This is a genomic window from Pseudomonas canadensis, from assembly GCF_030980095.1.
In the GTDB taxonomy this organism is placed as follows: Bacteria; Pseudomonadota; Gammaproteobacteria; order Pseudomonadales; family Pseudomonadaceae; genus Aquipseudomonas; species Aquipseudomonas canadensis.
This window is the reverse complement of the sequence record NZ_CP133298.1, coordinates 293,272-317,302: the sequence shown is the minus strand read 5'-3', so window position 1 is coordinate 317,302 and position 24,031 is coordinate 293,272. Positions and strand designations below refer to the sequence as shown.

At 56.0% G+C, this 24,031-nt stretch carries 18 protein-coding genes and 1 tRNA gene; 9 read left to right on the top strand and 10 right to left on the bottom strand.

Annotated elements, in window-relative coordinates; all coding sequences use genetic code 11:
- From RB216_RS01430 to bcsQ, 8 genes are read right to left on the bottom strand one after another with little or no spacing between them, the layout of a single operon-like run.
- On the bottom strand, positions 1-1,416 hold the full coding sequence (locus tag RB216_RS01430; RefSeq protein WP_028615348.1) for an MBOAT family O-acyltransferase: 1,416 nt from the start codon (positions 1,414-1,416) through the stop codon (positions 1-3).
- 17 nt (positions 1,417-1,433) lie between these two features.
- Complete coding sequence (locus tag RB216_RS01425) at positions 1,434-2,099, bottom strand: cell division protein FtsQ (RefSeq protein WP_308908236.1); 666 nt, start codon at positions 2,097-2,099, stop codon at positions 1,434-1,436.
- Entirely contained in the window at positions 2,099-2,764 is a 666-nt protein-coding gene (locus tag RB216_RS01420; RefSeq protein ID WP_308908235.1) for an SGNH/GDSL hydrolase family protein, read from the bottom strand. Before RB216_RS01420 ends, RB216_RS01425 begins: the two co-directional genes overlap by 1 nt.
- Positions 2,765-2,780: 16 nt before the next feature.
- Positions 2,781-6,629 carry a cellulose biosynthesis protein BcsC gene (locus tag RB216_RS01415; RefSeq protein WP_028615345.1) on the bottom strand — a complete coding sequence of 1,283 codons (3,849 nt, stop codon included), beginning with the start codon at positions 6,627-6,629 and terminating at the stop codon, positions 2,781-2,783.
- Entirely contained in the window at positions 6,611-7,807 is a 1,197-nt protein-coding gene (gene bcsZ / locus RB216_RS01410; RefSeq protein WP_308908234.1) for a cellulose synthase complex periplasmic endoglucanase BcsZ, read from the bottom strand. Before bcsZ ends, RB216_RS01415 begins: the two co-directional genes overlap by 19 nt.
- Positions 7,804-10,071, bottom strand: a complete 2,268-nt coding sequence (bcsB, locus tag RB216_RS01405) for a cellulose biosynthesis cyclic di-GMP-binding regulatory protein BcsB (RefSeq protein WP_308908233.1) — start codon at positions 10,069-10,071, stop codon at positions 7,804-7,806. The genes bcsZ and bcsB overlap by 4 nt, the downstream gene beginning before the upstream one ends.
- A complete protein-coding gene (gene bcsA / locus RB216_RS01400) occupies positions 10,068-12,287 on the bottom strand; it encodes a UDP-forming cellulose synthase catalytic subunit (protein WP_068933761.1) in 2,220 nt (739 codons plus the stop codon). Before bcsA ends, bcsB begins: the two co-directional genes overlap by 4 nt.
- Positions 12,284-13,318, bottom strand: a complete 1,035-nt coding sequence (bcsQ, locus tag RB216_RS01395) for a cellulose biosynthesis protein BcsQ (protein WP_308908232.1) — start codon at positions 13,316-13,318, stop codon at positions 12,284-12,286. Before bcsQ ends, bcsA begins: the two co-directional genes overlap by 4 nt.
- Before the next feature lie 218 nt (positions 13,319-13,536).
- Between bcsQ and RB216_RS01390 the strand changes: the two genes are divergently transcribed.
- Positions 13,537-13,881 (top strand): hypothetical protein, encoded by a 345-nt coding sequence (locus tag RB216_RS01390; protein ID WP_236317593.1) that lies wholly within the window; start codon positions 13,537-13,539, stop codon positions 13,879-13,881.
- Between the two features lie 165 nt (positions 13,882-14,046).
- Here the strand turns inward: RB216_RS01390 and RB216_RS01385 are convergent, their stop codons facing one another.
- Positions 14,047-14,244 carry a hypothetical protein gene (locus tag RB216_RS01385; protein ID WP_308908231.1) on the bottom strand — a complete coding sequence of 66 codons (198 nt, stop codon included), beginning with the start codon at positions 14,242-14,244 and terminating at the stop codon, positions 14,047-14,049.
- A gap of 235 nt (positions 14,245-14,479) precedes the next feature.
- Here RB216_RS01385 and RB216_RS01380 point away from each other — a divergent pair.
- From RB216_RS01380 to RB216_RS01350, 7 genes are all read left to right on the top strand, one after another.
- Positions 14,480-14,555, top strand: a tRNA-Thr gene (locus RB216_RS01380).
- Between the two features lie 164 nt (positions 14,556-14,719).
- On the top strand, positions 14,720-16,048 hold the full coding sequence (locus tag RB216_RS01375; protein WP_308908230.1) for a tyrosine-type recombinase/integrase: 1,329 nt from the start codon (positions 14,720-14,722) through the stop codon (positions 16,046-16,048).
- 905 nt (positions 16,049-16,953) lie between these two features.
- Positions 16,954-17,934, top strand: a complete 981-nt coding sequence (locus RB216_RS01370) for an integrase domain-containing protein (protein WP_308908229.1) — start codon at positions 16,954-16,956, stop codon at positions 17,932-17,934.
- On the top strand, positions 17,931-18,206 hold the full coding sequence (locus RB216_RS01365; RefSeq protein WP_122764515.1) for a hypothetical protein: 276 nt from the start codon (positions 17,931-17,933) through the stop codon (positions 18,204-18,206). The genes RB216_RS01370 and RB216_RS01365 overlap by 4 nt, the downstream gene beginning before the upstream one ends.
- A gap of 462 nt (positions 18,207-18,668) precedes the next feature.
- Positions 18,669-19,346, top strand: coding sequence for a GNAT family N-acetyltransferase (locus RB216_RS01360; protein WP_308908228.1), 678 nt, complete (start codon positions 18,669-18,671; stop codon positions 19,344-19,346).
- On the top strand, positions 19,343-20,203 hold the full coding sequence (locus RB216_RS01355; RefSeq protein ID WP_308908227.1) for an ImmA/IrrE family metallo-endopeptidase: 861 nt from the start codon (positions 19,343-19,345) through the stop codon (positions 20,201-20,203). Before RB216_RS01360 ends, RB216_RS01355 begins: the two co-directional genes overlap by 4 nt.
- Positions 20,196-21,260 (top strand): beta family protein, encoded by a 1,065-nt coding sequence (locus tag RB216_RS01350; RefSeq protein ID WP_308908226.1) that lies wholly within the window; start codon positions 20,196-20,198, stop codon positions 21,258-21,260. The genes RB216_RS01355 and RB216_RS01350 overlap by 8 nt, the downstream gene beginning before the upstream one ends.
- Here the strand turns inward: RB216_RS01350 and RB216_RS01345 are convergent.
- Positions 21,246-21,803 carry a sce7726 family protein gene (locus RB216_RS01345; protein WP_308908225.1) on the bottom strand — a complete coding sequence of 186 codons (558 nt, stop codon included), beginning with the start codon at positions 21,801-21,803 and terminating at the stop codon, positions 21,246-21,248. The genes RB216_RS01350 and RB216_RS01345 overlap by 15 nt on opposite strands.
- Positions 21,804-22,705: 902 nt before the next feature.
- Between RB216_RS01345 and RB216_RS01340 the strand changes: the two genes are divergently transcribed.
- Positions 22,706-23,584: a DUF5677 domain-containing protein gene (locus tag RB216_RS01340; RefSeq protein WP_252949501.1), complete on the top strand. Its 879-nt coding sequence runs from the start codon at positions 22,706-22,708 to the stop codon at positions 23,582-23,584.
- Positions 23,585-24,031 lie beyond the last annotated feature (447 nt).

Here is a 24,031-nt window from a genome sequence, read left to right as displayed (position 1 = left end):
TTAGAACTGAAAGTACAGAAACGGTACGGCGTCGCGGCTGGCAATCAGCGCAAACGACAACACAAACCCCGCCACCGGCCACAGCGAAGCCGCCACCACAAACCAGGGCTGTGTGCCGAAACGCTGTTCGCAACGCACCTGCCAGATCGGCGCAATGATGCACACCAGGCCCAACAATGCCGCCATGCCATGGGCCGGGCGCATGGCCACGGCCATCGCGTCACCCAGGCCCATGCCGTGCATCCCGAACTGGCCCGCGTACATGGTCAGGGCCGAGTGGAAGTCCGGCGCACGGAACAAGGTCCAGGCCAGGCACACAAACAGCAATGTGAGGATGTGTGACAACACCGGCGGAATGCTCGGCAGGCTCGAACGCGACCACGCACGGTCGACGCACAACGCCACGCCATGGGCCGAACCCCACAACAGGTAGTTCCAGCTATCGCCGCCGTGCCACAACCCGGCAATCGCCATGGTAAGAAACAGGTTGCGATAAGTGCGCCATACGCCGTCGCGGTTACCGCCCAAGGCGATGTACAGGTAGTCGCGCAACCAGCTGGACAACGACAGGTGCCAACGCCGCCAGAAGTCCTGGATGCTGCTGGCCAGGTACGGCCGGTTGAAGTTTTCCGGGAAGTGGAAGCCCAGCATCAGGCCCAGGCCGATGGCCATAGCGCTGTAACCGGCGAAGTCGAAAAACAGTTGCAGCGAGTACGCCAGGCAACCGATCCAGGCGTCCACCAGGCTTGGGCTCTCCAGGTGAAAGGCAATGTCCACCAGCGGCGACAAGGTGTCAGCCACCAACACTTTCATGCCCATGCCGATCATGAAGCGTCGCGCGCCGAGGGAGAAATTCGCCCAGTTGAAATAGCGCTGGTTCAGCTCACGACGAACCCAGTCATAACGGATGATCGGACCGGCAATCGAGTGCCCGAACATCGAGATATAGGTGGCGTAGTTGATGAAGCTGCGCTCCACCGGCACCGTATGCCGGTGCACATCCACCAGGTAGGAAATCGCCTGCAACACGATGAACGACAGACCGGCCGGTAAAGCCACACGCTGCCAATCAAGCGGCATATAGCCGTACCAGGTGATCACCTCACTCACCGTGCCGGCGACGATGTTGGCGTATTTGTACCAACACAGCACCGCCGTGTTGAACACGATCAACGCGATCAACAGGCGCACCCGGCCCTTGCCATCCTCACGGGAGCGGTCCACCAGCAAGCCGCCGACCCACGCCACCACGGTCAACACCATGTGCAGGAACAGGAACAACGGGCTCAACCAGCCGTAGAACAACCAGCTGCCGATCAACAGGATGACATTGCGCCAGCTCGGACGAGCCAGGGCATAGATCAACAGGAAGGCCGGCAGGAACAGCGTGAGGAATTCGAGTGAGGCAAAGACCATGGTGGTGTCGGACCCGATCAGTTAGCGAGTGCGTCAGAGGCGAACAGCAACTTCGAGCCTTCGTCTGAAGGAACGGCCAAAACGCTGTAGCGCTCGCCCGCCTTGAGGGTAAACGTCAGCGGCTGGCCAACCGGCGCGCCGGCGCATTTGAGCTGCACCGAGAGTTCCACCGGGTTGATCATGCGACGCTGCACCGCGCCTTCCGCGACCTTTTTGAACAGCTCGGCCTTTTGCGCCACGGCTTCCAGGCTGGCGTCGGCGCAGGTGACGTCGGCGTTGATAAAGGCCAGGGAGGCTTTGAGTGCGTTGAAGTCGTCCGGCACTTCGCGCACCACCAATTGGCGCGTGACGCCCTTGGCATCGACCAGTGCAACCACCGTGGCGAATTCGCCAGGCGCCACTTTCACGGAGAAATCGGTGTTTTTACCGGCGCTGCTCAACACGCCTTTGATCGGCTTGTCACCGCCGACCACTGGCAAGAAGGCCGAAACGGCTTTGTCGCCATTCAACACCAGGCTGGCCTTGGAACCGTCGGCCACCAGCTTCAACTCGCCAGGCGTGCCGTTGGCAAAACGCAGGAACGCTGCGTCTTGCTCCGGGCCCGTCGGGTACAAAGGGATGTCGGCGCTGTAGGCGCTGACGCTGGCGAGCAAAGTCGCCAGGCCCAGGGTCATCCGTTTCATTATTTGCTTCCTTTACCGTAGGCCGATGGCGGCAGGTCACCCAAGGCAGTACCGATCGCCTTGGCCCACTTCTGATAACCGTCGATGGTGAAGTGCTGGCCGTCGGTGGTGATCCACTCGCCCGGTTTGGAGAACGTCAGCGAATCGATGTAGGTGCACGGCGCCACGTTGCTGGCCAGGAACGACGACATCAGCTTGGTGCGGGTGTCATCCTTCTTGTACTGGGAACCGACTTTGCCCCATGGCGGGCCGACCCACACGCATTTGGTGCCGGTGTCGGTGATGGCTTTGGTCAGCGAGGTCACGCTTTTCCAGGCCCAGGCTTTCGGGAACACCGGGTTGGTGTAAGAGCCCATGGTGTCGCCGATGATCAGCACGACCACGTCGGGCTTGTCCTTGGCGATCAGTTCCTGGATCGGCGTGGTGCTCATGGCGTTCTTGCCATAGATCACGGCCTTGCCGGTGGGCGTGCGTTCGCCACCGCACTCGACTTTTTTCGGGACAATCCAATCCGCCGCACCGGCACCGCACGCACCGATGGAGTGAACCACCGCGCCTTGCTTGGTGAGGTTGTCTTGCAACGGGTTGAGCAACGAATCGGGAAAGCTCATATGACTTTCGCCCAATACCAGCATGGTTAGGCCGGCAATCGCAGAAACAGGCATGAATGACTCCGATTAATCAGTTGGAATAAGGTGAACGGTACGGGCTGACCGGCAGCGGCATAGGCCCGCTCAGGTCTTCGAACAAGTAGCGCAGATAAGCATTACCGGCGTACTGGCGGTAGTCCTGGGCGTTGTCGACACCGATTTCGCCACCCAGGTAGAACCGCGAGCTCAAGCGGTATTCGGCGGCGGCGTTGAAGCTGTAGCCGAGGCCGGTTTTGCTGTCGCTGGCATAGGTGCGATTACCCACGGTCTGGCTGTCTTGAAGATCGTTGTGCCCCGGGAAGTAATCGACGCCATCTTGCTCGATATGCTGCACACCTACCGAAGTTTTTACTTGGTAGCTGAAACGGTCAAAGCTCTGGGCCCAACGGATCGGCACGCCTAGAGAGAAGAAACGTTGCGGACTGAAGTAACCGCCATGACCGTAGGTGTAATAACCCTGGTTTTCCTTGAAGCCCATCACCGAACCACTGATGCCCAAGGTCAGAGTGTCCCGTTGGGTATTACGCAGGTACCAGTAGATACCGCTGCCCAGTTCCAGGCGGGTATTGTCCTCTACGTTGTTACCCAGCATTTCATGCAACGAGGCATAGCCATAAACACCCAGCTTTTGGTTGTCGTAGCTCAACTCGCCACGGCCGCCGTTAGCGGTCACACCGCCCCATTTTTCGCCAGTGCGCTTATCTTCTGAGCCGGCGAACGAGGTCACGCTGTCAGTTACTGGGCGACGAGAAATATTGGCGCCGTAGCGGAAGTTCGAATTCGCCTCAAACGGTCGCGCAACACTCACACCACCGATCCAGGTCTTGTAGGTGAAACCTATCGGGCTGACCCCGAGATCCGCCTTCAACCCCTGATCAGGATTCTCTACCGCGATGGCAAAACCGACGCCGCTGTCGCTTTGCTTGCCCAGCTCATCGTTGGTCCCACCGCCAAAGCGCTGTGCTGCGAAGCCTTTAACCGCACCAGACGTCAAATGCACCGGCGTCACGCGCAGCGCCACCGTGTTATCACCCACCGGCATCCGCGCTTCAAACGGCGCTTCCACATCGGTGATTTTGCTCAGGCCTTTCTCACCGTTGTTGCTGCGTGCGCTCAAGCCTTGCACCACATAACCGGTACGGTCACGCAGGATGGTATCCAGTGCACGCCGCGCCGGGCTCAGCTCGGGACTGTCGATTGAGGCAATGCTCGATGGCGGCACAAACGGATCGCTCAGGTCGTTGGACGTTGCACTCGCAAACGCGTTGGACGTCACGCTCTTGGTTGGCGCATCGATCGGTGGCGGTACGGCGCCGGCAACGGTCAGGTCGGTGACCTGGCGGCGCTGGCCCGGCAAGCCTACGAACGGGTTGTACGAAGTTCCTGGAGCGCCAGCCTGGGCCACTTGGGTCTTGGCCTTCATGGCGTTTTCAATCGCCAGGGCCTTGCGCAGCAACTCGGCAGCTTCGCTGTTCTTGCCCAGCCCTTGGTAAATGCGCGCGGCCGAGGTGAGTGTCTCCGGGTTACCCGGCTCCAGCGCCAGCGCCTTGTCACTGGCGCTCTGCGCCAAGCTGCGGTCATTGCCTTTCAGGGCGATGTCCGCCAGGCCCAACTGCAGGCGTGCGTTGTTCGGGTTCTGCTGGATCAACGGCGCGTACAACTCCATCGCCTTCTTGCCGTTGCCACTGGCGGCGTACATCCGCGCCAATGCGCCGACGCCCAGCGCGTCATTGGGACGCTGGGCCAAGGCCGGGGACAGCATGTCATAGGCGGCCACCAGGTCGTTCTTCTCGCGCAGGGCATCCGCCTGTTTGACCCGGTACAGGTAAATCAGATCGTCATAGCGCTGGCGACCGATTTCGCTCAAAGGCTGGCCTTGCACTTCGCGCAGGATCTCGCCCGCCTCACTGTACTTGTTGGCCTTGAGCAACACGTTGGCGTACAGCAGTTTCTGGTCGACCGTCGGGTTGGGGTTGTTCTCCACCACCTTCTGCATCATGTCCAGGCCGTACTGCGCGGCGCCGACTTCTACATAGGCGGCGGCCAGTACGGCCACACGCTCAGGCTTCTGACGGGTCAACGGCTCGGAACGCCCCAGCAATGCCAAGGCTTCCGGGCGCTGGCCACGGCGAGCGGTTTCGATGGCCACGTCGGTCTGCTGGTGCAGCGCGATATCGATCGCCAGCTCGTTCATGTCTGCCGTGCGCTGCGCCGCGGGGATACGCCCAAGGGTCGTCTCGGCCTGTTTCCACTCGCTCAGTTGCGCCGACAACAGCGTGCTGGTGTACAGCGCGTCCGGTTGGTTGGGCTGGGTCTTGAGCAAGCCGTCGATCAACGCACGGGCATTGCGGATCTGGCCGTCGCGCAGGTACATGCGCGCCAGGGCAAAGCGAGTCCACGGGTTTTCAGGGTCAGCGTCGAGAGCCTGGCGATAGGCAGCTTGTGCGCCTTTCACGTCACCGCGTTGCTCCGCCAGTTTGCCGACCTGGGTCGCGCGCAATGCGTTGATTTTCACACTCGGTGCGAACTTGGCGCGCTGCGCCGGCGAGACCGAGTCGATCAGCTTCAAGGCCTCATCCGGTTGACCCGATTGGGACAACACGTTGATCAAGCCACTCAAGGCATCCGGGTCACCGGGATGACGGGCCAACACCTTGCGGTAGCCGGCTTCGGCTTCTTCGAACTGGTTGTCCTGAGACTGGAAACCCGCCAACGCGACCGCCGCGCCAGGCTGGCCTGGGTTCAGGCGCTCGGCCTGGGCCACCAGGTCACGGGCCTGGGCGCTGCGGCCGGCGCGTTGGGCGTCACGGCTTTGGCTGATCAGGTTCCAGTAGCGTACGTCATTCAGGGCCGACTGCCACGCGGCACCACCGGGCAAGCGGGTGGCCTGGACGAGGTAGTTTTCGGCTTCGCTGTAACGCTCTTGCTGTTGGCGCAGTACGCCCATACCACCGAGGGCATCGACGTCATTGGATTTTTGCGCAAGGCGCGCGGCCAGCAACGGTTCGGCAGTTTTCAGGTCGCCGTCATCCAGCGCCTTGAAAGCCTTGGTCATCTGCGGGTCACGCTGCCAGGTGCCGCCGCCTTTGCCTTGGGCAATGCCTTTGTTCATCAGCGCGCGGATCTCGGCGTCATCCGGATGCACGGTGAGGAACTGCTGGAACAGCGACACCTGGTCCGGCTTCGGCGGGCCGAGCCAGATCAGCGCGAAGCGCCAGGTTTCATCGGCATTGCCACCCACGTCGTTATTCGGTGCCAGTTTAGCCAGGGCACGAATGCCGTCAGGCCGCGTGGCCGGGTTGCGCGCCAGGTGCTTGGCCAGGAACAACGCAACGATCGGATCGTTGGGACGCTCACGGGTCAATCGCTGCAGGCCAGCGATGGCCTCATTGGTGCCCTTGGCGGTGAATCCAAGCGTGTTGTAGTACTCACGGGCGATCAGGCCTTGCGGCTGACGCCCCTGGAAAATCTGGCGATACAAGGCCACGGCCTGCTCACGCTCGGCATCCGGCTCGCCCAGTTCGCGCGCCTGCTCCAGCAACTTGGCGTTGTCCGGCACAGCCACGGTAATGTCCTGCTCCAGCTGCAACGCCTGACGCGGCACCGGGCTCAGCGCTTGCAAGCGGGCCAGGTACTTTTGCGCTTCAGCCGGACGGTTCTGTTGCACCTGGATCAAGCCGATACCGTACAGCGCATCCGGTTGCTCAGGCGACAGGCTCAAGAGTTTCTGCCAGGTTTCCAGCGCGCGCTCAGGGTTCTTTTTCGACTGCCAGTAGTAGCCCTGCTCAATCAGCAGGGACTGCGGGTCGCTGGTTTCAGCCACGCTGGCCGTCGAGACCAGGGCGGCGAGAATCGCAATGGCTAGCGTGTGACGGCGCATGCGGCCTCCCAGGATAATTTGACCGTACCGTCTTGTTCAAAACGGTACTTCTGATCGGCAAAGCCCTGGCTGAACAGGCTGAGCATGTAGTCGTAGTAGATCGGCTGCGCACTCTCGGGTGCTGAAGGCGCCAGGGCCTTGGCGAGTGCCTCGTCGACCTTGGCCTTTTGCAACTGCGCCAGGGCGGTTTCGCCGCGGGCCTGGAAGAAAGCAATGGTGGACGCGGAGAAACCCATCGGCGTGTAGCCGTTGTTTTTCTCGGCTTCGCCGGTCAGCACGTGGATTTTTTCCGGCGGGAAGCCGGTGATCGATGCGGCCGTTGCGCGGGAAATACCGCCCAGCGACTTGAGCATCGCCGCCGCCAATGGATCGCCTTTGGCGGTCATGCCGGCCCACATGTAGGTGCGGATCGCGTCGTAGCTGCCCAGGTCATCGGAGAACGGGTCGACCACAAACAGCCCGGCGTTGGCGCTGGTCGCGCGATAGCCGACCCAGTTGGCCGCGAGGCCGTGGGGGTTGCTGGCGGTATCGGCGAGCATACGCGCGTTGCTTTCAGCCACTTCGTTCCAGCCGGCGTTCGGGCGTTCTTTCTGGAAGCGACGCAGTTGTGCAAGCACCTGGTAGCTCGGGTTGAAACGCCACAAGCCGCCCGGATGCACGTAGCCCACCGGCCCCGGCAACAGCATCTTGCCCAGGCCGGGCACACGCACAATCAGGTTGCGTTCAACGTTGGCCAACAACAATTGCGCGTCGGCGCGGTACTGCGGTGCATTCCACACGCGGGCCGCTTCGAGCAAGGCGTAGGCCATCCACAAGTCAGCGTCGCTGGCGGAGTTCGGGTCGATCACACCCCAGGTGTTATCAGCTTTTTTGCCCCACAACCAACCCGGCAGGTTCTGGCCGATGTCGGAGCCCGACATGTTGGCCTTGGTCCAGGTCCACAGCTTGTCGAAGCTCGCGCGGTCGTTGCCGACCAACGCAAAGAACATCGCGTAGGACTGCCCTTCCGAACTGCTCTCGGTGGGTTTCATCGACGAGTTCAACACTCGCCCATCGTCCTGCACAAAGCGCTTGGCGTAGTTCTGCCACAGCGGCCAGTCACAGGTTTGCGCCTGCGCGCTACCGGCAAACATCACCGCGCCCAGCGCTGCCAGGGCCATGCGCTTGAGCGGGCTCATGCCAACCGCCGTTTTGCACGTGCACGCAGTGACAGGTAGATCAGGGAAGTAACCACCGCCAGACCCAGGAAGGTGATCAACAACATCCAGCCCAGGTGCTGCGACAGCTGCCATTGCATGAATTTGAAGTAGTTGAGCTTGCCGACGTAGTACTGCTCGTCACCCACCAGCGAGCTGATAGTCGTGCCCTGCACCACGGCCAGGCTGCCCTGGATCGAGTCTTTGTAATCGTCACCGCCAATCAGCGCCGAGGTGGCTTCCAACAGGCCCTGCGGCTGGTTGCTGGCAATCAGCACCACGCTGCGGCCGCTCTTGAGTGGCGATTGGAAACCGGCCAGCCAGGTGCTGTTGCTCAGGCCTTTGAAGGTAATGCCGGCGTTGGCTGGGTGCTGGTTGGCCGCCGGGTCCGGGCTGACCCAGCTACGGACATAACGTGGCAGGTCAGACAGCAGGAACTGGTGCTGTTCACCATCGCTGGTGGCCGGCAGGTATTGCTGCCACTGCTTGAGCAGCGGTTGGTTGGCGGCGGTGGCGAGCACCAGCAGGTCTTTGTCGGCAACGCTTTGCACGTCCTTGGCCTGCACCACTTTGACGGCGGTGGCCGGGTAGCCGGTAGCTTCGCCGAAGCGGCCCATCACGGTCAGGTAGGCGGTCATCTCGTCGGTGCCGAAGTTATCGGGCATGACCACGGCGGATTCCGACAGGTCAGCCAGGCGGGTGAACGGGAAGCCGGAGTCGTTGAATACGCCCAGGTTCGGCATGGCGATGTAATGCTGGTAGCCGGTGACGTCGAGGGTGGAATCCGGGTCGATGGAGCCACGCATGTTGTCGACGATGATGTCGCGGCATTCGCCTTCTTTGATGTAGTCGTACATGAAGCGCAGTTGCAGCTTGGACTTGGGCGATGCCGAGCTGATCGGCAACAGCGTCGTCACTTCGCGCGGCAGGCTTTCGTCTTTCTTCAACTGGTCGAGCAGGGTCTGGCCGCCGCCCAGGTTGGTCACCGACGGCAATGCCACGGATTTCATGAACTGATCATTCAGGCCGATCAGCAGCGACGAATTGGTCGACACTTGCTGTGGCGTGTAGCGGTATTTGAGCTTGAGCGGCACGCCCTCTTCACGCCAGTTGAACAGGTCCGGCGGCAGGCGCATATCGACGCTGATCGCGCCAGGGTTGTAGCCCGACACGCTGAGTTTCTGCTGTTCGATCAACTCGCCCAGGCGCACCGGGCGGTTGCTTGGCAACCAGTTGGGCGCGTCGTACGGACGGCGCGGTGCCAGGCTGTCGAGCTTGGTGATGACCACGCTGTTGCCGGCCAATACCGGGTTGCCCAGCACGACCGCGTTGGCGGCGCGCTTGAGTTCTTCGCCGTCACGCCCGGTGACGATCAGCAGTTTGCCGTTGACGTCATTGGGGTTGGCGATGAGGGTCAGGGTCGGACCGGTCGGTTTGGCGACCGCAACACCGTGCACGTCCAGTGCGTCGGTGGTTTGCACCAGTAAGATGGCGTTGCCTTTGGCCGGCAGCTCACCGAGGGTGGTCGGGAACGTCGCGCCCCGGTAGCTGGCGAGGCCGCCGATCCATGAAGACAGGGCACCGGCCGCTTCCAGCGCGGCGCTGTCGGGCGCAGTGGCGAACACAAACGGCAGGCTGACCTGGCGCGCGTCACGCTTGTCGAAGAAAGGCAGCGGCAGCACGGCCAGGTCATCCTTGAGCACGATGGGCTCGACCTGCACTTTGAGCTCGCTGCTGTTGCTGATCTTGGCCCACAGGCTGCTGTGCAGCGGGTCTTCGCAAGACATGGTGTAGTGGCCGATGAACTGCAGGCTCAAGCGGTTGAACTCGGTGATCAACTTCGGCGGAAGCTGCACCAGTTGCTCCTGCTGGATGCCCGCGCCGTCTTTGGGCAGCGCCAGGCTGGCGGCGACTTCGCCGTTGACCAACACGTTGATCTGCGAGAGGTCGGCCAGCAGCGCCGGCGAGTAGCTGTACTTGAGCAGCAGTTGCGCGCCCTTCACCACTTCATCGGCACGGATATCGAAGTTGACGCTGTCGGACGACTCCACGCCTTGCAGGTTCATCGTGTCGCGACGACCCAACTGCTTGAGGGTCAGGCTGTAGCCGTTATCGGTGCTTTGTACCGGCGCGGTGGTGGCCGCTTGCTCCGCAGCTTGCGCCAGGGTGTTGAGGCCCATCAGCGAGGCGATCATCAGCGCGAGTGCACGGCGCGGATGAGGGCGAGCGAATATCTTCGAGGTCATGGCTTGTCCATCAGCGTATCAAGCGGTTTTGTGGGGGTGCGGCTTAAGGCCAGACGCAGTTCATGTAGGGTGGCGCGGCCCAGGGTGAACAAGCCGCCGATGCCGATGGAGCCCACTTCACGCAGGGCCGCCAGCGGTGTATCCGGCTGGCCGGCGCCCCAACTCGCGGCCCAGGTATCGGCGCGGGAAAAGGTCAGGCGAACCAACTCGCTTTGCTGGCGCAGGCTGAGGGGCTCGAACTGGGCGCCGATCTGCGCGCCCTTGCTGAATACCACGCGGGCATCGAACAAACTGTCCTGGCCGTTGCGCGACAGCACCAATCGCACGCGCTCACCCTGGGTGATCGAGTGACCATCGGAGAGCATCAAGCCGAAGCCGTTTTGCGAGAAATCCTGAGTCGTGCCTTCAAGCACACGGCCGTCAGCACAAATGATGCTCACCGGCAGCTTGGCGCTGACACGCGGTTCGGAACGCACTTGGCGCGCTTCCGAAGCCACGGCCACGGCGGCGCTGGTGATGATCAGGTTGTAGAGGGTCCAGGTCAGGTTGATCGCTACCGTCACAGCGGTGGACTCATCGCCCCAGATCAATTGGTGGATACCGAAGCCCAGGCCGATCAGATTCACCGCCAACAACACCAGGTACGGGCGCGCGAGTTTCCAGTCGAAGAACTGCTTGTCGATGATGCCGCCCTTGTCGGTGACGTTGAAGCCACCGGCCTTGGGGTTGACCAGCGCCACCAGCACCGGCGGCAGGATGTACCAGGCCAGTACCGTCTCGTACACCTCGTTCCAGAACGAGTGACGGAAACGCCCCTGGATCCGCGAGTTGGTCAGGCTTGAATGCACCAAGTGAGGCAATACGTAGGCAACGATCATCAGCGCCGACGCGTGGAAAATCTCCGCGCCGAACACCAGGTAGGCCAACGGTGCGGTCAGAAACACCAGGCGCGGCAAACCATAGAAGAAGTGCAGCATGGCGTTGGCGTAGCAGATGCGCTGGCCCCACTTGAGGCCCTTGCCCAGCAGCGGGTTGTCGGTGCGGAAGATCTGCGCCATGCCCCGCGCCCAGCGAATTCGCTGGTTGATGTGGCGCGACAGGCTTTCGGTGGCCAGGCCCGCGGCTTGCGGGATAGCCAGGTAGGCGGTGTTGTAGCCCAGGCGGTTGAGTTTGAGCGCGGTGTGGGCGTCTTCGGTCACGGTCTCGACGGCTACGCCGCCGATTTCCAGGAGCGGCTTACGGCGGATGACCGCACAGGAGCCGCAGAAGAAGGTGGCGTTCCACAGGTCGTTGCCGTCCTGCACCAGGCCGTAGAACAACTCGCCCTCGTTGGGCACGGCGCGGAAGGTATCGAGGTTCTTTTCGAATGGATCCGGCGAGAAGAAGAAGTGCGGCGTTTGCAGCATCGCCAGCTTCGGATCCTTCAGGAACCAGCCCAGGCTCACTTGCAGGAAGGAGCGCGTCGGCACGTGGTCGGCGTCGAACAGGGCGATGTATTCACCGTCGGTGACCTTCAACGCTTCGTTGAGGTTACCGGCCTTGGCGTGGAAGTTATTGTCGCGGCGAATGTAGTTCACGCCGACCTTGCGGCAGAAGTCACGGAAGTCGTCGCGGCGGCCGTCGTCCAGCACGTGGACGCGCAGCTTGTCCTTGGGCCAGTCCATTGCCTGGGCAGCGAAGATGGTCAGTTTTACGATGCTCAGCGCTTCGTTATAGGTCGGGATGAACACGTCGACCGTCGGCCACTCTTCGGGCTCGGTCTTGAGCCACACCGGCGTACGGCGCAGCGGCCAGGCGGTTTGTACGTAGCCGAAGATCAGGACGATCAGGGCGTAGAACTCGGCGGCGACCAGGCCGTAGCCGAAGAACATGTCGATCCAGGTCTCGAACCCGAGGGTGGAGGTGAGCCGCCAGAACATGTAGCGCAACGACGCCACCAGCGACAGCACCACCAGCGCGAGGATCGCCAGGCGTCCGGGAATTTTGCGCAGCACCAGCACCGCCAAGAAGCACACGCCGGCAAACAGGCATTGGCTGTAGAGGTCGAGCGGTGCGCTGATAATACCCAGCAACAGCAGGGCCCCGAGCACGCAACTGGCAACAACCAGTACCGTACGCAGCGCCGCAGGCCACCGATTGAAGCGCGCAATCGCGCCATTTAGGCGCTGTTCAGCGCGCCCTTCGACGAAGGGCGTGGAGGACGTATTGTCGGTCATGGAAGGTCCGAGTCGATGCGTTCGAGCAAGGTGCGGCACAGGGCGTGGACGTCCTGGCTGCCGATACTGTTGACGGTGGGGTCGAGGGGATCGCGACCGTAGGCTTGGGCTTCACTGAACGCGGGGTCGCGGTGAACCGTCCCCAGCAGGGCAGCACCCAGACGGGTCTTGAACACCTCGGCCATGTCCAGGCTGAAGCGGTGGGCCGCGTCCAATTGGTTGATCACGTAGAAGCGCTGTGGCGGTTTTTCGCGAGTGAAGTACGGCGCAAGCACACTGTCCATCTGGTCGAGGGTGCTGAACGAGGCCACATCCGGCTGCACGACTACCAGCACCGCATCGGCCACCGACATGGCCTGGCCGAGGTACACGGTATTGCCGGCCGGGACGTCGATGATCACAGTGTCCTGGCCATTCAATTTAAGGCTGGCCAATCGTTTGCCCAGCCACTCGCTATCCTCACCCAACCAACGGTTCAGACTCTGCTGCTGCTCATGGCCGGTGCTGCCAAATGCCACCAGCCTGCAACCGGCAAAACCGCGTTCAGGCAGGGCTTCCCAGCTTTCATTGAGCAAGCTGATCGCGCCGACGCCAGGCATGTCGAGGCCAAGGCACAGGTGATGACGCAAAGCATTCTGCGGGTCCAGGTCCAGGGCGAGCGCCGGGCGACCCTGGCGCTGCAGGCCGCTGGCAATCGCGGCGGTCAGGGTACTGCGACCGACGCCGCCTTTCACCGAGACAACCACCACGACGTTGGGGTTGGATTGCTCCGAATACACTTCACCGTCACGCCCCTCCATCACTTCGGGCGGCCGCAGGTGGTCGGCTTCGCCTTGGCTCAGCTCCTCCAGCAGACGCAACAAAGGCGCTGAAGGCGCTTCGATCACAGGCAGGGCTTGAGTGACTACTGGGGTCTCGAGAACCTCTACATCGTCCTCGATAAACTCATGGACAAAGTCGATCTCGCGGTAGCCACTCGGGTTGGCACCCAGCTTGTTGAATAGTTTTGAAATGTCATCTGCTCGACTCACTCACTGCCCCTCCCCACCTGTTTGCGCTCTAAAGGCGATAAAAAGGTCAGCAATAAGCTGACCTTGTATTTTTCTAGTTATGTGGTGTCGGGCGCATTCTGTGATATCACATTGATGGTGTCAGTATTTTGATGCTTTTAGTTCAAATTAATCCGACGAACGGCATAGCGCCATTTTTATGACTTTTGCGTGATAAAAAATTCATTCGCTGTAAGAACATGAACTTGCGCTGTTATTTCGCGAAAATTGCTGTCTGCGTGGACAACAACGGCGCAAAACTGACATACCCATCAATAAATATTCGATTGCCCAACATGGTCTCGAAAAATTACCTACATCAAACCGCGATTAATCTGACGGTTTATATCGCGCAACAGAATACGGAAACCTCACCTGTATTCAAGGGAAAACCAGCCGAGCGGTTGATTCGAATCACCCGCGAAGCCACGGCCCGTGTATCGGTGCGTACAGGCGGCGCCTCGCTGGACAGCGAAGCAAAACCCGCGCCGCACGACTCCCCTAGGGCACTCAATCTGCTAAGCCCGGAGGATACCGCCCATTAACTAAACTAAATTGATCGCAGTCAGCCTGTTGGCTGTTGGCTTTTGCTGCAAATGCCGACAGAGATAGGCAGTGGACTACAAGAAGTTCGAGAAGAACTGTGGGAAGGGGCGTTGATACCCATAACAACTGGGCACCCGGGCGCCCAGTATTGGAGCGGGCCTGCCTTATTGGCGTACGCGGCACTCGGTGAACGCGTAGTCATCCTGGCAATCGCTGGTAGGGTCCGACGACACACTCACGTAGTGAACGGTATCGGCGTCGAGCAGCTTATAGGTGTACACATCCGGCGAACGTACGCCGTCCGTGCGCAACTCATTCTTGCCATTGGCCGCTGACCATGAACCCTGCTCGGTCTGGATCACCTGAGTCTGCTGCGCGTCGCGGTAGAAGGTAATAACGAAGCGACCGTTTCACGTGGGGCGTCCTTTGGATGGGATGAGATTGCACCGGGTTAGACCCTTCAGCGACCCAGGAAGAATCCTACCCTTGCTGATCGGAAAAAGGGGCGCGGATGAAAAAACCTTGGGTTCTGCAAAAATAGTCAGAATTCAGGGGTTTACAGAACCTTTCCAATCGCTATAATCGTCGCCCTAACACGCCGGTATAGCTCAGTTGGTAGAGCAACTGACTTGTAATCAGTAGGTCCCGGGTTCGACTCCTGGTGCCGGCACCACATTAGGCTCCATTGCATTCCACCGAATGCTCTGGAAGCCCCGAAAACCCGCCCTTTGGCGGGTTTTTTCGTTCCAGGACCCTCCGTCGGGATCCAACAAAATCCCCCTTCCCCGAGGGTATGTTAGGGGTACTGCGATTTCCCGATCAGGAGCGCGTACCCCTATGCCACGTCTAGCGATCCCCCTCAGCGACCTGCAATGCCGCACGGCCAAAACCCGCGAACGCGCCTACAAACTGTTCGACGGCGGCGGCATGTACCTTTTCGTCAAACCCAATGGCGTGAAGACCTGGCGCTTGAAGTACACCAAGCCCAGCGGCAAGGAAGGTACGCTCATCATTGGCAATTACCCCATCGTTACCCTTTCCGTCGCACGACGTAAGCGAGACGAAGCCAAGGCGTTGCTGCTCGACAACCTCGACCCAATGGAAGAAAAGAAGAAGGCCAAGATCGTAGCCCAGCGGGCGGCACTGCTTTTCGAAACCATCGCCCTGGAGTGGCACGCTGATATGTCCCGCCGCTGGACCGAAGGCCACGCAAAAACCGTAATGAGCCGACTGCGCACCCACGTCTTCCCGCTGATCGGCCAACGACCCATCGCTGAACTCGATACCCACGACCTGCTAGAGATCACCCAGCGCATCAAGGAACGCGGCACCATGGATGTAGCGTTAAGGGTACAGAACTACTTATCCACCATCATGCGCGGGGCCAAAAGGGCTCGGCAGATCACCATGAATCCTGCACTGGATCTGGCAGGCTCGATTCACGCGCCGCGCACTGTCCATCGCCCGGCCCTCTCCCTCAACCGCCTACCCGAACTGCTACACCGTATCGACAACTACAAAGGCCGCGAGCTGACGCGCCTCGCCGTCCTGCTCACACTGCATGTATTCGTCCGCTCCAGCGAACTGCGCTTCGCGCGATGGAGTGAGTTTGACCTCCAACGCGCCATGTGGGAAATCCCCGATACGCGCGCACCGATTGAAGGGGTACGCAACTCCACACGCGGGACCAAGATGAACGGCGACATTCAAATGGTTCCGCTATCGCCGCAGGTCATCGAAATACTGGAGCGCCTGCTCAGCCTCAGTCGCTTTTCAGAGTTGGTGCTACCGGGCGACCACAAGTACTGGAAGCCCATGTCCGAGAACACGGTGAACACCATGCTCCGCAACGTCGGCTATGACACCAGCAAGGACGTGTGCGGCCACGGCTTCAGGACCATGGCCTGTAGCGCCCTGCTGGAGTCCGGGTTATGGACCGACGCAGCCATCGAAAGACAAATGAGCCACAAGGAACGCAACCGCGTACGCGCCGCGTATATCCACAAAGCTGAATTTCTGGAACAGCGTCGGCTGATCATGGCGTGGTGGAGCAACTACATCGATGCTAACCGCCATGGGCATGTGACGCCCCACGAATTCGCTCATCCAGTCGGCGACAACATCACCGCCCTACAAAATAGCCGTGGCGCATCCAAACATGGGTAAGCCAATGAGATCACCGCAGCCCGCCCTTCCACGCGGGTCCATCCAAGCGGGGCTGCAAAGCCGCCCCGCTTGGATGGACCTCACTTAAAAAATCTAAAGCCCACGCAAACTGTCTGTGGAAAACCACCGATTTCCACCGGTGGATAGTTTCATCCACAGCCGTAGAACGCCCGAAAATTCGGGCCTTGACCCAAATTATCCACAAGCGTAGAAAAGACCGGGCAAAGAGCTGTCGTTGACAGCAACCCAGGTAGCCAGAACCTTTAAGGCTACGCCACACCGTGGTGGTTCTCCAAAAGTGCGATTAGCGTCCGGCGGCTCGCACGGTCACTCGCCGAGTGATGGATGCCTACTCCAGATCATTGCCATTGCGGCAAATACATCCCCCTACCCAGCTGCCCTGCAGCAACCTTTCCGCTTGGCCATTTCACTGCGCCAACCTGCGCCCGTCTCTTTCTTCTGGAAAGAGACGGGCGCTCCTAACGCTGCTGCAGCCCAACTCGTACAAGGCATTGCGGCATTCCCCCTCGTGACAATCGGCGTGACAACACCGAAGTCACACGCAACAGCGATGCAGATGATGGTGCCGCAGCCTACGGAATGGACTGCACCTGACTGACAGTCAGGCATGCCCCGGTCATCGCATCACTGCCTTCACCCGACTCAGGATCTTGCGGCGCTGGTCTCGTCAGCCAGTGCAGCCTCCACCCGCCCACTTCCTCGGAAGTGCTCAGGAGGCCAGATCATGAGATGCCCAAGCTCCCGGTCGTAAAGATCCGCCAGTCCCGCGTTAGTGGACAACCCTCACAAGTCGCAGGGGCCTTGATCCCTGATAACACTCAACATTCGTGGCGGGATGACGTGGGGAAAGTTTTAAAAGTTTTGGCTTCGAGAGGCGTTTGATCATGGCATTGGTCGGTAGACGAGATGGGCGCAATTTTGGCTATGGCCGGCAACTGAGCTACGCCGGGCCGCAAGCGCTAAAAGATCTGTTTGGCGGTGGGCATTACGGGACGGTCAAAGCGCACAGTGATCGGTGGCTGGCGTTTGTACGCTGGTGTCGGTCGGAGCATGGGCCAGGCTTCAACGATGCGCGACAGATTGATCGGCAGACCTTGCTGGACTACACCGGACATCTGCGCCAACAAGTTGAACAAGGTGAGCTCGCTATCGCCACTGCGCAAAACCGGTTGTCCAGTGTGAATCGAACCATGGCCGTGCTTCGCGGTGATCAGTATGTGAAAGTGCCGAGCCCGAGTAAGGCGCTGGGAATGCGGCGCACCGCTGTTCGTCGGTCAGTGCCGCAAGGCCAAGACCGCGAACAGGTGAAGCGGATCGTAGAGGTACTTTGCGAAAACCAGCAGACGCGCGTCGCGGCCATCGCTCAGTTAGCGCGAGCCACCGGTATGCGTTTGCGTGAGGCGATTTTGGCCGACCTTCCTCGACTGCAACGGGAAGCCGAGCAGCTCGGGAGGATCAACATCCAGGACGGCACCAAAGGTGGCCGTTCAGGCGCGTCAGCACCTCGTTGGATTACGGTAGATGATCATATTCGTGACGCACTGAGGTTTGCCGAAAAGGTCTCACCCGACGATAGCCGCAACCTGCTGGCACCGAACGAGAGCTACTTCGATTTCCAACGGGAAATCGTCCGCCCCGCAAGGGACATCCTCCATACGCACAACCTCAAGGGCTTCCATGAATTGCGGGCGGCCTATGCGTGCGAGCGCTATGAGCAGATCACCCACCATCCCGCCCCCATCAACGGTGGCCATTGCTATCAACTCGACCAACGCCTAGATCAGGATGCCCGAGTACAAATCAGCTATGAACTAGGACATGGTCGAATCGACGTGGTATCGGCGTATATCGGTGGCCGGGTATGAATAAACCATTCGATATGGAGATCTTCTTGGCTGGGGTGCTGACTGGAGCACATGCCACACGCGAACGTCACATCCACCAGGCCAAGACTATTCAAGCAGCCATTTCTGAACGCTGGAGCCGAGATAATCCATGGGCATGGCAGCAAAAGCATCTCGCATGGTTTCTGAACCACCACTTGAGCCCGCACGCTGAATCGACGCGCTATTACTATCTGCTGACCATGCATTTGCTCGCTTTTCGCTTAGGGAAATCCTGGCAGTTCAACCTCTAGGCGAAGGGTCCTCCTGTCGATAGATCAGAGGGTGTAAATCTTACTCAGGAGGGGACACCGAAAGAAAATCAATCCGCCCCCACCTCTGAGAAACGCAACGCATTCCTCCCTAGCCAGCAAATCGGACTCAAATGGTGGCCAAAACATGGCACGCAAATAAAATGTGGAGTACGCTCGACCTAGAAAGCTAGCTAACGCTCAGCAGGATCAGCAGAAACACCTGAACGATTGTTTGCCACGGAAAGGCTAAAAAATGATCAACTCGATACAACAACAAATATTAAACTTCGATACGTTAATCGCTATCGAGAAAGAGTACATTCAACTCACATCCCGCCATAATCGTTCTGCATCTACACCTATGCTCCCGTTACGAAGAGCACTAGGAAAATTGTATTCACCTCAAAAATATAGTCCTCCAGCAGAATCAAAAGACTTCGCTTCCTCAGCCGGATATTTATAATGACTCTAGATGAAATTAGAAGTTTATTAGACGCAATGCCGCCTAATGAAGACGAGATAATACAGCAGGGTAATCTACTTGATCTAAACAACCGCTCAGTAGAGTTCAAAATCCATCATGGATGGGACATCGCCCACGGAAATCTTTGCGATAAATTATGGGGGGAGTTCAACATAAAACTTCTAAGACACGTTAGAGACAATTGTCAGGATGAGAATCTATTAGAAGCTGAAATAAGCAACCTAAGCCTTGAGGATAGCCATTGGGAATGGTTTAAAAAATCAATCGCATATCGGACAGACGAATATCATTGGTTTTTCTTATCAGCTGACTCAAAACCTCAAGGGGCATGTCTAATCTACCACCCCAAACAAAGCATTTTTGACAAAGGAAATATTTTTTACATCGAGTATCTTGCCGTAGCTCCCTGGAATCGGCGAAACCCAATGAGCAACAAACAATTTAGCGGAATTGGCAGCATTCTAATAAAATCCGCGATAGCCTACTCTTGTAACGCATTGAGGCTCAGGCCCGGTTTTAGCTTACATTCACTACCAAAAGCAAAAACCTATTACGAACGGATTGGAATGCAACACTTCCCCAGTTTAGACAAAGATCAACTTAACTATTTTGAAATGGCAGAGGCCAAGGCCGCTCAATATGCGGGGGCAATATGACCAACAAAAATGAGGAACAGGATGATTTTGTAGTAACATCTGAAAGCACAATAAATCCAAAGGTTTTAATCAACGCATTAAACGCCCACGATGAAGTTATCCGCTTAGTAAAAGCATCAACTACTAAAAGAAATGCACCTTGTAGTGAAAACATCTCTTTATTTCGCGACCTACTCACAGACAACAAAGGCAAAACTTTCTTTAGACAATCGAACAATGCAAATACCGCCACCACTTCCTATTGGCTTTCCCGCATAAAATATACAGCCCAGCTACTTTTAAACTTGCAAGACGTACCTAAATACCAGCCGATTTCCACTGACCAAATTTATCAAATCACTCGGATGAGTCCCGCCCCTGAAAATGTCCGCTTAGTCTCCAGCGCGCTATTAAGCCTCGGCATAATACTTATATTTGACGAACAGCTTAAAGGAATGAAGCTTGACGGAGCTGTATTCAAATTAAAGTCTGGCCATCCTGTCATTGGCATGACGTTAAGACACAGTAGACTAGATAATTTCTGGTTCACACTAACGCACGAGCTATCTCATATACACCTGCACATAGATCAACTAGAGACACCCATACTAGATGACTTTGAAGAAGCATCAACCGAAAAAATTGAATTAGAAGCCGATCGACTTACCAAAACAATTTTTGTCAGTAGAAACGAATGGCGGAACTGTGAACCAAAATATGATTTACGCAGAGAGATCGTAATAAAATACGCAAACGAAAAAGGACTGCATCCAGCAATAATTGCAGGCATGCTTAGGCACGAGTTAAATCGATATGAAATCTTTTCCGATATCGTGTCCGAATATAACACTAGGGATTTGATATTTAAACATGAATAACTATACTCCATTCTTAAAAACCAAAACTAATGAGATCGGGGCCCTAAAGGTTTTGCATCCTACGCTGAAGCCTTTTATCGCTCCTTTCTTTGATTTCCCGATGAAAAAAGGTCTGAATGAACAGTCCCTAAAAAAATCTATTGACGGAACGCACAAAAAAATAAAAACGCACTTAAAAGAATATAGAAATTTCTACCTTGATAATTTCGATGTCCCAGATGCAATAACGATTTCGGGACAAGACAATTACATGTATATTATCGACAAATTTTCCGACACCACGTTCATCCCAGTTATCGCCATCGAAAGAACACCACAACGAAATGATGCTGTGTTCAACGCCAAAATCACAGGCAAAATTAAATCAGATACCATAGCACTAAGAGTTCAGCCTGAAGACTTTCAGCACTACACTACAACCAAAGTAGAAATACAAACATTAGTTAGAAAATGCCCTCCCAATTTCACATCAATGATCCTTATTCTAGACAATAGGATTTGCCGCACATGTGATACGACCAAAAGAGCGGGAGAGCTAATCAACTTTATCATCGCTATAAAGCGCGATTATTCATTCTCAAAAATAATAATAACCGGTTCTTCAATACCGGCATCAATCAAGGAAATACTTGAAGTCGGGCATGAGATCTCTTTACCCAGAAGTGAACTAGCCATACACAAAAAAGTTATTGCCCACCATGAACTAAGCGACATTGAACTTGGGGATTATACTATCGTAAGCCCTAATTTCTCGGAAATCGACATCCCACCAGAAAGCATGCGCAACGTTACTGCGCCCAAAATTTTGTATGCCTTTGAAGACTTTCAATATGTTATTAGAGGTAACGGCTTAAAAAACCATCCGCGAGGGAACCAGCAGTATAACGATATGGCGAAAATTCTGGTGGCAAAAACCTTCTATCGGACACCACCATACTCTTGGGGAGACAATTACCTGAACGATAAAGCCAACTCACATGGTACCCTAGTCACGCCTAGCAGCATCCTGAATCCGACTATCAATGCTCACATCACATTTATGTTACAAAAACCCTAGCTTTCTCTGCGCGAGCTTAGCGCTAATTGCAAGGCTAAGCTCTTCTCTCCCCATAATTCCTGCAATGGAGTTAGAAATATTATCCCTATTTGCCTTTGCAGCAACCTGTATATTCAGCCCTTCGGCCACATCTGAAAGTTCTGTCCTCCAGAGAGTCATGAGAGCAGTCTTCTTATCAAAAAAAGGGCTATTTTTTGAAGATCTTGTCCCCCGCAGAACCACAACACCACTTACCTCCCTGGCAATCATCACTCCCCAGTGCGCTGGAATAACCCTTATAGCTTTATTCGCATGACGCTCTGTAGTAACTAAAGTTATCTTCCTGAACGCCAAATCATAATAGGCAGCTTGGCTTATTGCTCGCTCAATTTTATCGGCATCACCTTTTATCTCATAACAATGAGCCTCCTTGTAAATAGCCACCACATCAGCTATTGCACTTCCATTATGCACTCTCAGCTCTTCAATTAGCGCGCTGGGGCGGTGCGACATTCGACCAAGCCTAGCCAAAAGGGCGGATCTAATTTGAATATCTCCCAGCACAATCACCTCGATTTACTTTGGCGCACGCAGCATTTTAATCAGCCTACTATAGCAGAGCCTAGATAATTTTAAAAACAAAAAATAGACTTGACGCATATGAATATGCAAGTCCAGAGCCAGACTAAATATAGCTAAAACCCCAGAAAACTTCTATATCGCGCTATACGAGTTACGCTTAGCGATACTTTCTCAAAAAACAGCACAGCGTGCGAGCTTGATAGCTTTCCTCCCTAGCGATTCTCGGAGAGAATTTTTGACATAGCTGATATTGATTTTTCTATTTAATGAGCCATTAAGGTTATAAGATATTAATGAAACAAAATACGGCCGGATTCGGCTCCACTCAATTCCGTAACTAGCTAATTCATTAATAATAACTAGTTGCCGTACGCGAAGTTTTTCACCGAAACCTGGACGCCTGGAAACCAACCTCCCCGAAATATAACGTTCGCCTGGTGCCGTACCATACAAAACAAAGACTCGCAGAAATGCGGGCCTTTGTTGTTTCTGGGGATTGGTGTGATTGCGCTTGTGCCCAGAAGCCTCGTCCTGATTAAGCTCCCCCCCGGAGGGCCTTTCTTGATCCCCTAAGGCGTTCGCCGACCTCGCTCGTTGATGATTCGACGAATAAGAGATCGAAAATACATCTGCCCCTTCTAGGGGCAATGCCTGTTTAGGAAACACGGGGTCTGTCCCCATGTTTTCTTCTTGAGCCTAAGCCCCCAACATTAATAAGTTATGAAAGCAATCTTAACGACGCTGAATTAGCTAAAAATCAAGATGCACGCGATTCAAAGTTAGTGAAAAATTTGCTGACAGCCGACAAAATGCTACACTCAAAAATTAAATAGCGCTTCCATTTAGAAATGCATTAATTAAACCTACAGGAATAACACACAACAATGCCTCATATACCAAACTTCAGAAAAGCCTTTAAAATAGATAAAAAAGCAAACCTTATCGAGTCCGCAGTAGCCATTGAATCGTGTGCCAAAGCAGATAAAATCCTTAATGACTACTTGGGAGAAATCGAGCCAAAAAACAACAATGAAGGCTTTCGAATTCACTCGCTTTTAAATCTGACCGGTCGTGTATACGAGCACGTCCAAGGCATGCTAGTTGCTATTTCGACAGGTTCGCCAGCCAGTGCGGAGGCATTAGCTAGGGTTGTTGTAGAAGGCTCAATAAACATCATGTACCTAGCCGAAAGAGGCGACTCAGGGACATTAATAAAATTTTTCCAATCATGGCTGAATGAGCACAATAGAAAGCTCAATGAGTGGAAGCAGAAAATACTGGACGGAACCGACGCAGAAGAAATATCGACTATGATAGAGGAAAGAAGAAAAGTCATTACGGTATTAGACGAATTCGTTAATGAAATTGAAACTCAATGCTCTGTAGATACATCCAATCCGGGGAGTGACTGGCCTAAGTCGCTTTATAAAAGATTTGAAACACTTGGGCGCGAGACTGATTACTATGAAAGCTATCATCGCCTCAGCGGAGCAAGCCATATAACTGGCGAGGACACGCTTATGTGGCTTATGTTTATGCACGCCTCACCCGAGCACAAGATAAAGGCTGGAAAGGAAGCTTGGGCTTACTCAATAATGATGACCAGAATTGCAAGCATGTTTTTTGTAGACACTGCTTTTTCATGTGTTAAAGCCTATGGGCGTGAAAACAATAAAGATCTATATCAATGCAAGCTCGAACTACAACTCGCCGTCCGCAAAATTGCACGGCAGGCAGGTGTACCGTTGAGTGAATCGCCATGATTGATTAGACACACCCGACTAGTTGCTTTTGGCCGACTCCTGCCGATTCACCATGGGAAATAATCGGCAATGTTCAAACTTGAAGGGTTTACCTTGCCGTATCCTGCTCTGGATATTTTATATGCAGCTCGACAACGTGCTCTAACCTAAAAGTCCCGGTTCGACTCCACTGAGATCCATAACTAGCTGATTTATTTATAGTTATTTGTAGGGATACGCCAAATTTTCCACCGACTTCCAGCGCCACGGAAAATCTAGCCCCGCTGACTGCTACCGTTCGTCTGGTGCCGCACCATATCTCGAAGCCCCGCAATGCGGGGCTTTGTGGTTTCTGGGGTTTGGAAAATCACTCTTTCTGAAACCGCTAACCCCCCCTTCAGTCCAAGATTCGTCCAATTTCATTTTAGGGACGCCTCGACATCACGCACCTAAAAACCCGTGTGCTGT